10 protein-coding genes are annotated in these 9,721 nt (G+C 66.2%); 6 read left to right on the top strand and 4 right to left on the bottom strand.

Annotated features, from left to right (window positions below):
• The first annotated feature begins 392 nt into the window (after nucleotides 1-392).
• Nucleotides 393-2,306, top strand: coding sequence for an acyltransferase family protein (locus GGR03_RS14435; RefSeq protein ID WP_183209164.1), 1,914 nt, complete (start codon nucleotides 393-395; stop codon nucleotides 2,304-2,306).
• Between the two features lie 207 nt (nucleotides 2,307-2,513).
• Nucleotides 2,514-2,723 carry a YMGG-like glycine zipper-containing protein gene (locus GGR03_RS14430; protein ID WP_183209162.1) on the top strand — a complete coding sequence of 70 codons (210 nt, stop codon included), beginning with the start codon at nucleotides 2,514-2,516 and terminating at the stop codon, nucleotides 2,721-2,723.
• 103 nt (nucleotides 2,724-2,826) lie between these two features.
• Here GGR03_RS14430 and GGR03_RS14425 read toward each other — a convergent pair whose 3' ends face one another.
• A complete protein-coding gene (locus tag GGR03_RS14425) occupies nucleotides 2,827-3,489 on the bottom strand; it encodes a YiaD family glycine zipper/OmpA-like lipoprotein (RefSeq protein WP_183209160.1) in 663 nt (220 codons plus the stop codon).
• A gap of 231 nt (nucleotides 3,490-3,720) precedes the next feature.
• On the opposite strand from GGR03_RS14425, the gene GGR03_RS14420 reads away from it, so the two are divergent.
• The gene (locus GGR03_RS14420; RefSeq protein WP_183209157.1) at nucleotides 3,721-4,173 is read left to right on the top strand and encodes a pyridoxamine 5'-phosphate oxidase family protein; all 453 of its coding nucleotides are present in this window, start codon (nucleotides 3,721-3,723) and stop codon (nucleotides 4,171-4,173) included.
• 103 nt (nucleotides 4,174-4,276) lie between these two features.
• Here GGR03_RS14420 and GGR03_RS14415 read toward each other — a convergent pair whose 3' ends face one another.
• Nucleotides 4,277-5,308, bottom strand: coding sequence for an aspartate-semialdehyde dehydrogenase (locus tag GGR03_RS14415; protein WP_183209155.1), 1,032 nt, complete (start codon nucleotides 5,306-5,308; stop codon nucleotides 4,277-4,279).
• A 251-nt stretch (nucleotides 5,309-5,559) separates the two neighbouring features.
• Here GGR03_RS14415 and GGR03_RS14410 point away from each other — a divergent pair, with 251 nt between their 5' ends.
• Nucleotides 5,560-5,952 (top strand): DUF6152 family protein, encoded by a 393-nt coding sequence (locus GGR03_RS14410; protein WP_183209153.1) that lies wholly within the window; start codon nucleotides 5,560-5,562, stop codon nucleotides 5,950-5,952.
• A gap of 19 nt (nucleotides 5,953-5,971) precedes the next feature.
• Nucleotides 5,972-6,451 (top strand): DUF6644 family protein, encoded by a 480-nt coding sequence (locus GGR03_RS14405; RefSeq protein ID WP_210292128.1) that lies wholly within the window; start codon nucleotides 5,972-5,974, stop codon nucleotides 6,449-6,451.
• Nucleotides 6,452-6,735: 284 nt separating this feature from the next.
• Here GGR03_RS14405 and leuB read toward each other — a convergent pair whose 3' ends face one another.
• Complete coding sequence (gene leuB, locus GGR03_RS14400) at nucleotides 6,736-7,851, bottom strand: 3-isopropylmalate dehydrogenase (RefSeq protein ID WP_183209151.1); 1,116 nt, start codon at nucleotides 7,849-7,851, stop codon at nucleotides 6,736-6,738.
• A 275-nt stretch (nucleotides 7,852-8,126) separates the two neighbouring features.
• Here leuB and GGR03_RS14395 point away from each other — a divergent pair, with 275 nt between their 5' ends.
• The gene (locus GGR03_RS14395; protein WP_246367966.1) at nucleotides 8,127-9,032 is read left to right on the top strand and encodes a mechanosensitive ion channel family protein; all 906 of its coding nucleotides are present in this window, start codon (nucleotides 8,127-8,129) and stop codon (nucleotides 9,030-9,032) included.
• Between the two features lie 30 nt (nucleotides 9,033-9,062).
• On the opposite strand, the gene GGR03_RS14390 is transcribed toward GGR03_RS14395, so the two are convergent.
• Nucleotides 9,063-9,674, bottom strand: coding sequence for a hypothetical protein (locus GGR03_RS14390; protein ID WP_252920260.1), 612 nt, complete (start codon nucleotides 9,672-9,674; stop codon nucleotides 9,063-9,065).
• Nucleotides 9,675-9,721: the final 47 nt, after the last annotated feature.

Raw genomic sequence — 9,721 nt, 5'->3', positions numbered from 1 at the left:
CCGAACTCGGCCGTGAAACGCCCCAGCGCCTATGATACTTCGTCTCAAGACGCGGGAAAGTCGGTCGCCGCCAGGTCTGCAAATCGCAAGCGTGAAAAACTTCACACAAATACCCAATACACATCGCCATATCCTACCAACGCCCCCGTCCCAAAAACGGGGGCGTTCGTGCGTCCGGAGACAAGTGCGCGCTGTGGCAAGGCGCGCGTTCACGCAAGGAGTGCCGGCAGCAGAGGATATCTTTGTCCGGCATCCGCGTGGCCGGTCGATGCCGCGGCGTGTACTAGCGGCAGGCCAAAGTGTTCCCGCTGCCCTGCGTTGTGATCCGCGCATGCTATTATCGCCGCCACGGTCAGGTTCCGCCGATCAACGAAGAGCAGGTCGAACTGTCGATGGAATCCGATCGGAGGATTGCCTTTATCCCGGAGATCGACTTTCTCCGCGCCATCGCCGTGATGCTGGTCCTGCTGTTCCACGCCTACCCCGAGTGGGTTCCCAGCGGGTTCATCGGCGTCGACGTCTTCTTCGTGATCTCGGGCTTCGTCATCAGCCGGAGCTATCTCCACCGACTGACGGCATCGCAGATCACGTTGCGGGAATTCTATCTGGCGCGCCTTCGCAGGCTGACCCCCGCGCTCGCCCTCTGCCTGCTGGCGACCAGCGTCGCCGCAACATTCATCCTGACGCCGGACGCACTTGTCCGGTTCGGCCGATCGCTTCTCGCTCAGCCACTCTATCTCCAGAATTTCGTTTTCTGGCTGGAAGGCGATTATTTCGACGCTGCGCTGACCAAACCGCTTCTCCATACGTGGAGCCTGGCGGTCGAAGAGCAGTTCTATCTGTCGTTCGGCCTGCTCATCGTGGTACTGCGCTGGAAGCCGGCCTGGCTGCTGCCCCTCGTCGCGGGACTGTCGGCGCTTTCCCTCGCGGCGGGGCTGGCGATCTCCCCGATCTCGCCGAAGACCAGCTTCTTCATGCTTCCCACTAGGGTCTGGCAGATCGGCCTCGGTATCCTGGCGTTTCTCCTGGCAGAGAGGCTCGCGAAGGCGGATCGGCCCCTGGTGAAGCATCTGGTCGTTGCGGCGGTCGTGACGGTGGGCGTCGCAGGCCTTGCAGCGGGCGAGGACGCCGGCTTCCCGGGCTGGCATGCCGGCCTGGCCTGCGCTGCCGCAACGCTTGCCCTGGTGCTCCTGCATATCCAGCGGGACCAGCACAGCGTCCTGACCTGGGCGCCGGCCCTTTATATCGGGCGCATTTCCTACGGGCTCTATCTCTGGCACTGGCCGGTCATCTCGCTTGCGTCGATCGCGCTCGGGCGATTTCTGGCGCCCGGCGAAGCGACCTTGGCGTTGGGGGTGTCGCTGACTGCGGCGTCACTCGGCTACCGGCTGGTCGAGCAGCCGGTGCGACAGCGGCGTGTCTGGGCCAGTGGCCGGAAGCTGGTGCTTTCCTGCTTCGCCTGTTCGACAGTCATCGCCACGGTCGCGGGCGGCCTCCTGGCTACGAACGGCGCGCTCTTTCGGTATCCGCCGGCGATCCAGACGCTCTTTCTGGCGGCGCAGGAGCGGTCGCCCTATCGATGTCCAAAGCTGTTCAGGCTCATCAACCCCGGTGCCGAGATGTGCCATGTGAACGAGGCGACGGACCACGGGGTTCTCGTCGTCGGAGACTCCCATGCCGATCAGCTCGACGAAGAGCTGGCCGCGCTGGGCGACGAGCAAGGGCGCGCCGTCTATTTGACCGTCCGGAACTGCGACCTCGGGGAACATGGGGCGAGGGGTGGCTGCCCGCGCAGCGTCTTCGACGGGCTTGTTGCGGCGGCCGGTTCGGTCGGGATCAGCGACGTCCTGGCGATCTCCCTATGGTCGGACGATCTCGATGCCGCTGCCGTCGCGAATGACGTTGGTCGGCTTGTCGAAGCCGGAATGACCGTCTGGCTCACGGGTGGAACGCCGGGGGCAGCTAGTTTTGACCCGCGATGGCGCGCTGAACTCGCGATGGATGGGCGGGAAGGCGAGATTCCATCAGGCCATCAGGCGATGCAGGATGCGCTGGGGCAGCGACATCGCGGCCTGTTTGCCCGCCTCTCGGAAAAATATCCGGGCCGGGTCCGGTTCCTTGATCCGCTTCCGTATTTCTGCGGGGCAGGGGCGTGTGAGTTCTCGACGGGCGGCTATCCGAATTACTTCGACGCACACCATTTGACGCGGACCGGTGCGCGCCGGCTTGTCCCATTGTTCGAGCCGGTCTTTCTGGACGGCGGTGGCAGGATCGCCGAGCCGGGCAACGCGGCGTCGACCGATTAAGCGTCGTGAAATTTGGCGCTTCGGGCTCATATGAGCCGCGGGTCCGCCCCGTTGGGCAGCCTCTCCGTCCGCAGACGTGCGAGCCGATGACTCTTATGTGAACCACCAGGCAGAAGCTGCGCTGGTCGCGTGCTGCCCCCGCCGCTATGTCTCCTGACGGGACAGAGACATAAGGCGCCCGAAGGGCGTCACGACGGAGTATTCGATATGGTCATCAGATCCGCGGTCATCACACTTGTCGCAGCGACGCTGGTCGTCTCGGCCGGTTGCAGCCGCACCCAGCGGACGGTCGCCGGAGCGGGCATCGGCGGCGTCTCGGGCGCGTTGATCGGCGATGCGGTCGGCGGGACCGGCGGCGCGGTCGTTGGCGGCGTCGGTGGTGCCGTTGCCGGCGGCGTCATCGGCCGCAACTACTGAGCTTCGAAGGCCGGTCATCATCGGCCTTCCGCAGTCGAGACAAAAAAGGGGCGGCGTCGCGAGACGCCGCCCCTTTTGTCGTTTGGCCGCCGTGGCTGGTCCGTCAGCCAGCGGTGAGCGGCGAGATGGCAATCTCCACGCGGCGGTTCTGTGCCCGGCCGGATTCGGTGTCGTTGGAGGCGACCGGCTGGGTCTCTCCGAAGCCCTGCGTATTGAGGCGGCGCGGATCGACGCCCTGGCTCGCCAGATACTGGCTGACCGAGGAGGCGCGCCGCTGCGAGAGCTGGAAGTTGTAGGCGTCCGATCCCTGGCTGTCGGTGTGGCCGTAGACGTCGACGATCGAGCGGTCGAATTCCTTCAGCACCAGCGCTACCGAGGTGAGGGTCGAGTAGAAGCCCGGCAGGATCGATGACTGGTCGGTCGGGAAGGTGATGTTGGACGGCATGTTGAGGATGATGCGGTCGCCGACGCGGGTCACCGAGACGCCGGTGCCCTGCAGCTGGGCGCGCAGCTTGGCTTCCTGGTTGTCCATGTAGGCGCCGACGCCGGCGCCGCCGATCGTGCCGATGCCGGCGCCGATCAGCGCCGCGCGCCCGGCATCGACGCCGGTGGCGCGACCGACGAGATAGCCACCCAGAGCGCCGACGCCTGCGCCGACGCCGGCACCGCCTACCGTGTTCGATAGCTGCGATTCACCGGTGTAGGGATTGGTGGTGCAGCCCGCGAGAGCGGTGCTGAGGGCGAGTACGAGAGCGATCTTCTTCATGCGCGTCTTTCCAGCCAATAGCGGGCAGCGCTCACCCGCGCGGCCTCTGTGCGATCCCAAGTGCGTTAGACAGCACAAATGACTGGAATGGGGCTGACGCAAGGCGAGCGGCAATATCTGCGGCTTGTTGCCTCGCCGTCACGCCACGCCTGGTCGCTTGACGCGGATCAAGGCCCGGCGGAACCGACCGCTCGATGATGGGGACATGTCGTCCTCTCGGAGCGCGTCACGATGGACAGCGAACTCGAAGCCAAGATTCTCGACATTCTGGACCGGCATCGGATCATGACGATCGCGACGCTGCGGCCCGACGGGTGGCCGCAGGCGACGACAGTCGGCTATGCGAGCGTCGGGCTGACGCTGTATTTCCTGTGCGCCCTGGACAGTCAGAAAGCCGCCAATCTGGCGCATGACGACCGCGTCTCGCTGACCATCGACCACGATACGCCGGATCTGATGGCGATCACCGGCCTCTCGATGGCCGCGCGGGCCGAAGCCGTGACCGATCGCGCCGAAGCGGAAACCGCGCTGCGGTTGATGCCGGCGAAATATCCCGCCACCACGACCCTGCCGATGCCGATGCCGGGACCCGATGAGGTGCGGATCTTCCGGCTGACGCCGGTGGTGATTTCGGTGCTCGACTATGCCAAGGGATTCGGCCACAGCGACACCATCACCGTCTGAGGTGGTGGCCTCCCATCGCGCGGCGCCGCATTGCGGGGCGCCGCGCGCGCCTCGGAGCCGGCTGGACCGTTCCCCGAGGCCGCTGCATTGCGAGGTAAGAGCCTCAGGCCGCTTTGGCGGACTTCAGGAGGCCGCGATTGACCAGCAGCTCGGCGATCTGGACGGTGTTCAGCGCCGCGCCCTTGCGCAGGTTGTCGGCGACGATCCAGATGTTGAGCCCGTTCTCGAGCGTCTGGTCCTCGCGGATGCGGGAGATATAGGTCGCGTCCTCGCCGGCGGACTCGTAGGGCGTGATGTAGCCGCCGTTCTCGCGCTTGTCGACGACGAGGCAACCCGGCGCCTCCCGCAGGATGTCGCGGGCTTCATCTGCGGTGATCGGCTTTTCGAACTCGATGTTGACGGCCTCGGCATGGCCGATGAACACCGGCACGCGCACCGCGGTGCAGGTCACCTTGATCTTCGGGTCGAGCATCTTCTTGGTCTCGACCATCACCTTCCATTCTTCCTTGGTCGAGCCGTCTTCCATGAAGACGTCGATATGGGGAATGACGTTGAAGGCGATGCGCTTGGTGAACTTCTTGTTCTCGATCTCGTCGGCGACGAACACCGCGCGCGACTGCGTGAAGAGCTCGTCCATGCCTTCCTTGCCGGCGCCGGAAACCGACTGGTAGGTCGACACGACGATGCGCTTGATCGTCGCGAAGTCGTGCAGCGGCTTCAGAGCCACGACGAGCTGGGCGGTCGAGCAGTTGGGGTTGGCGATGATGTTCTTGCGCGAGAAGCCGACGATCGCGTCGGCGTTCACTTCCGGCACGATCAGCGGCACGTCCTGGTCGTAGCGGAAGGCCGAGGAATTATCGATGACGACGCAGCCCTTGGCGGCGATGCGCGGCGACCATTCCTTCGACACGTCGCCGCCGGCAGACATCAGGCAGATGTCGGTGCCGGTGAAATCATACTGGTCGAGGGGCTTGGTCTTCAGCGTCTTGTCGCCGTAGGAGACCTCGGTGTTGAGGCTGCGGCGCGACGCCAGCGCGACGACCTCGTCGGCCGGAAAGCCCCGCTCGGCAAGGATGTTCAGCATCTCGCGACCGACATTGCCGGTAGCGCCGACGACGGCGACCTTGTAACCCATGAAAACACCCTTCGCTCTCCCCACCGATCTTCGCACGCCCGTGTTCCGCCCCGGGGGAGACCATCGGGGCAGGCGGCGTCAGATCAACGGCGTTTTGGTGGAGCGCGCGGACATCGTGGCGATATGCGCGGGATCGGCCGGATTGTCAATCACGCGAGGTTTATGCGACGTCGGCGCGCAGCGCGATAGTTGCTGGTGCCAGTCGGCCATGCAGGCAGCATGGCTGGGTTCATCAGCACGGGAGTTTCCCCATGATCCGCAGCAGACTGACACTGCCGGTGGCGCTTGCCGCTACCGCGCTCGCCGCCTTGCCGGCGCTTGCCCATCATGGCTGGGCCTGGACCGAGGACGAGGAGAGCCGGCTGGCCGGCACGATCGAGGCGATGTCTCTCGGCAATCCGCATGCCTATTTCGATATCGCCGCCGATGACGGCGTCTGGCGGGTCGATCTCGCGCCACCTTCGGCGACCGCCCGCTCCGGCCTCGTCGAAGGCGTCGCCGCGGTCGGGGACACGGCCTCGTTCACCGGGCATCGCTCGCGCGATCCGCAGGAGCGCGTGTTCAAGGCCGAGACGGTCACGGTGAACGGCGAAACCTACGACGTCTATCCGCGCCGCGAGAAGACGCTGACGCCGGGCGCATGAGGCGCGGCAAGGCCTGGCGATGATCAACGACCTCCTGGGCAGCCTCGGGGCGACGCCGCTGGCCGTCGCCCTGCGGACGTCGCTCTATGTCTATCCGCTGGTCAATGCGGCGCACATCCTGGCGCTGGCGACGCTGTTCGGATCGATCCTCGCGCTCAATCTGCGCCTGCTCGGCGTCGCGACGGCGGTACCGGTACAGCCGCTGGCGATCTTCCTGCCGCGTGTCGCCGCGGCGGGACTGGCGATGGCGGTGCTGACGGGAGCGCTGCTGTTCCTGGTGCAGCCGGTGGACTATGCCGGCAACCCGTTCTTCCTGGCGAAGATCGGCCTCGTCGTCCTCGGCGCTGTGCATGCGATCGTCGTGCATCGCAGTCGTGGCTGGCAGGTCGTGCAAAGCCCGCTCGGCATTGTCACGCGCAGGTTGCGCCTGTCCGCTCTGGCGTCCCTGCTGATCTGGACGGCGGCGATCGTCTCGGGGCGCTTCATCGGCTTCGAATAGCGCTGGCGCAACGAAAAACGGCGCCCGAAGGCGCCGTTTTGTCTGCCAGTCATTTGCGTGACCCCGGCAAAGCCGCTGGGTCAATCCGGCCGGCGCTGCGGAGCGCGATTGCCGCCGAACCCACGGCTGGCCTTCTTCGCGATCCAGCCGAGGAATAGTGCCTTGAGGATGCCTCTGATCATGATCTTTTCTCCGGTTTCATGGAGCAAAAATGCATGAAACGCCGAAGGGTTGCGCTGTGGCGGCTGCGCAATGGCCCGCCACAGCGGCGCCGGCTTCTTGATCTAGCTGGAGAAGCGCGCCCGGAAGCGTTCGGCCACCGCGTCGCCCATCTCGCTCGTTCCGATGCGCCGGCAGCCTTCGGCCATGATGTCGGCAGTGCGCCCCCCGCTTTCCAGGACCTCGGCGATCGATGCATCGAGTGCGTCGGCCTCGGCGATCATGGCGAAGGAATAGCGCAGCGCCATGGCGAAGGAGGCGATCATCGCCAGCGGATTGGCGATGCCCTTGCCGGCAATGTCCGGGGCCGAGCCGTGGACCGGCTCGTAGAGCGCCTTGCGCCTGCCGGTGACCTCGTCGGCGGCGCCGAGCGATGCGGAGGGCAGCATGCCGAGCGAGCCGGTCAGCATGGCGGCGATATCGGACAGCATGTCGCCGAAGAGATTGTCGGTGACGATGACGTCGAACTGCTTGGGTGCGCGCACCAGCTGCATGCCGCCGGAATCGGCCAGCATGTGCTCGAGGGTCAGGTCGGCATATTCGTCGCGGTGGATGCGCGTGACGACCTCGTTCCAGTAGAGGCCGGACTTCATGACGTTGCGCTTTTCCATCGACGTCACCTTGCCGCGGCGGGTGCGCGCCAGCTCGAAGGCGGCTCTAGCGATGCGCTCGATTTCGTAGGTGTCGTAGACCTGCGTGTCGATGGCGCGCTTCTGGCCGTTGCCGAGGTCGATGATCTCCTTCGGCTCGCCGAAATAGACGCCGCCGGTGAGTTCCCGCACGATCAAGAGGTCCAGCCCCTCGATGATCTCGCGCTTAAGGCTCGAGGCGTCGGCGAGGGCCGGATAGCAGATCGCGGGCCTGAGATTGGCGAAAAGCTGCATGTCCTTGCGCAGTCGCAGCAGCCCGGCCTCGGGCCGCTTCTCGTAGGCGACGCCATCCCATTTCGGACCGCCGACGGCGCCGAACAGCACCGCGTCGGCAGCCAAGGCGAGGTCCATCGTCGCGTCCGAGACCGGGGCACCTTCGGCATCGTAGGCCGCCCCACCGACCAGGGCGGTCTCCGTGACGAAGCCGGAACCCGTCACGTCGTTCATCACCGCGACCAGCTTCTCGACCTCCGCCATGGCCTCGGGACCGATGCCGTCGCCGGGAAGGAGCAGGAGCTTGCGCGTGGCCATGGGGCGGATCCTCTGTGCTGCCGTCAGGTGGTGCCGGCTTTACACCAAACAGGGGCGCTGGACACCCCGGGGATTCGGCAAAACCGCCCGGCAGGGCGCCCTGCCCAGGCCACGAACCGTCGGTCTGAAGAAAGTCTTGCAATGGTCACAATGCGGCAAGGTCCCGTTAACCGCGGCGGGCGGATAAGCGGGGATCAACGCATGACATGACGCCCCGCCGGCCGCAGTCCACCAAAAGGGCCGCCGCGCCGGCGCCGGCGTTCGGGAGACGGTTCTTGCCCTTCTTCATTCCTTCGCATGTCGCCGACAACATCACGCTCAGCCTGATGATCCTCGCCGGCGTCACGGTCTCGCGCTGGACGGTCGAGTGGGCGGTGACACGCAGCTGCGACGCGCTGGCCGCGCGGCGGCGGCGCTTCACCATCCGCGCGATCTGCAACGCGGCCATCGCCGTCGCGCTGCTCGGCATCTGGCTGAGCGAGATCCAGAACATCATGTTCTCGCTCGCCGCCGTCATGGTGGCGCTGGTGGTGGCAACGAAGGAGCTGCTGATGTGCGTCGCCGGTTCGGTGCTGCGCTTCGGCGGGCACCTGTTCAAGGTCGGCGACCGGATCGAGCTCACCGGCATCCATGGCGAGGTGATCGACCACGGGCTTTTCTCGACGACCATCATGGAGCTGCCGCCGCATCATCTCGGCCATGCCGGTACGGGCCGCATGGTGATGCTGCCGAACTCGATCCTGCTCACCGGGCCGGTGCGGGTCGAGCCGCAGCCGCGCCAGTATGCGCCGCATCGCTTCACCCTGACGCTGGAAACGCAGGCATCGCCGCGCGAAATCGTGGGACATATCAAGGCTGCGGCCACGGAGGCGCTGGCGGGGGACCTCGACCGGGCGACGCGCTTCCACCGGCTGACGGCGGGCAAGGCGGGCGCCGACATTGCCGGGCCGGGCCACGAGGTTGCCGTCGCCACCAGCGACCTCGGCAAGCTGCAGTTTCACATCATGATCTACTGCCTGGTGAAGGACGCGCGGGCGCTGGAGCAGACGATCCTGCTCGACGTGCTCGAGAAGCTGCCGCTCGGCGAGCGGACGCCGCGGCCGGCAGAGGCGAAGGCCTGGGCGGAAATCGCCCGCCAACTGCGCGAGGGAACGGGGCAGCGCCGCGAGGCGGCAGCCTGACGCAAGCCGAATTTATCGGCGCCGGCGGCTTTACATGTGCCGTGACAGCTGCTGGCGGAGCTTTCGCCGTTCGCGACGCGAACGCAGCTGCTGCGTCTCCACCGTCTGCGGCACGATCCGAACCACCCCGTCGCGGGGCTCCAGCGCGAAATGCCGCTCGGCGCCGACCGGTCGGTGGCTCGAGCCGTAGAGCGCGACGACGACCAGCTCCAGCTCGCTCACCGCGTCGGGCGATGGCGCATCCGGCCGGTCCTGCCCGAGAAGCGTGATCAACTCGTCGAAATGGCCGAGATCGATGTACTGGCCGGTGACGAGACTGCCCTGGCCCATGGTCGAGCGCGGATCGGCGCCGAGATCCTCCGGCAGGTCGCGCAGGTCGGTGAGCGCCACCTCGTAGCGGCCCGCCGGCGAGATCATCGTCGCGATCAGGCTAGTCACGTAGACCGGCTCGACGCTCATATTGGTAACGAGGCAGCGCGAGCGAAGCCCCGAGCCGGCGCCGCGGGTGATCAGGATCGACGAGCGGCGCTGGCGCCGATAGCCGTTAAGCAGCAGCTGCAGATAGACGATCCAGACGCCCAGCATGGCGGTGTTCACCGCCAGATTGAGCAATGCCTCGTTGTCGGAGAGCCACGCGATCACGATGCGGCACCGGGAAGGCCGGCAGGCGTACCGCCGTTCACGCTGCG

This window comes from Aurantimonas endophytica (assembly GCF_014196845.1).
Lineage (GTDB): Bacteria > Pseudomonadota > Alphaproteobacteria > Rhizobiales > Rhizobiaceae > Aurantimonas > Aurantimonas endophytica.
Note: the sequence above shows the minus strand (reverse complement) of the source record. Positions and strands in the feature narration are given on the sequence as shown.

What these genes read in the sequence shown, in the direction of transcription:
- GGR03_RS14420 (WP_183209157.1), top strand. Translation starts at nt 3,721, where the DNA reads ATGGACAGCGAACTCGAAGCCAAGATTCTCGACATTCTGGACCGGCAT.
- GGR03_RS14410 (WP_183209153.1), top strand. Translation starts at nt 5,560, where the DNA reads ATGATCCGCAGCAGACTGACACTGCCGGTGGCGCTTGCCGCTACCGCG.
- GGR03_RS14415 (WP_183209155.1), bottom strand. Translation starts at nt 5,308, where the DNA reads ATGGGTTACAAGGTCGCCGTCGTCGGCGCTACCGGCAATGTCGGTCGC.
- GGR03_RS14425 (WP_183209160.1), bottom strand. Translation starts at nt 3,489, where the DNA reads ATGAAGAAGATCGCTCTCGTACTCGCCCTCAGCACCGCTCTCGCGGGC.
- GGR03_RS14405 (WP_210292128.1), top strand. Translation starts at nt 5,972, where the DNA reads ATGATCAACGACCTCCTGGGCAGCCTCGGGGCGACGCCGCTGGCCGTC.
- GGR03_RS14430 (WP_183209162.1), top strand. Translation starts at nt 2,514, where the DNA reads ATGGTCATCAGATCCGCGGTCATCACACTTGTCGCAGCGACGCTGGTC.
- GGR03_RS14435 (WP_183209164.1), top strand. Translation starts at nt 393, where the DNA reads ATGGAATCCGATCGGAGGATTGCCTTTATCCCGGAGATCGACTTTCTC.
- leuB (WP_183209151.1), bottom strand. Translation starts at nt 7,851, where the DNA reads ATGGCCACGCGCAAGCTCCTGCTCCTTCCCGGCGACGGCATCGGTCCC.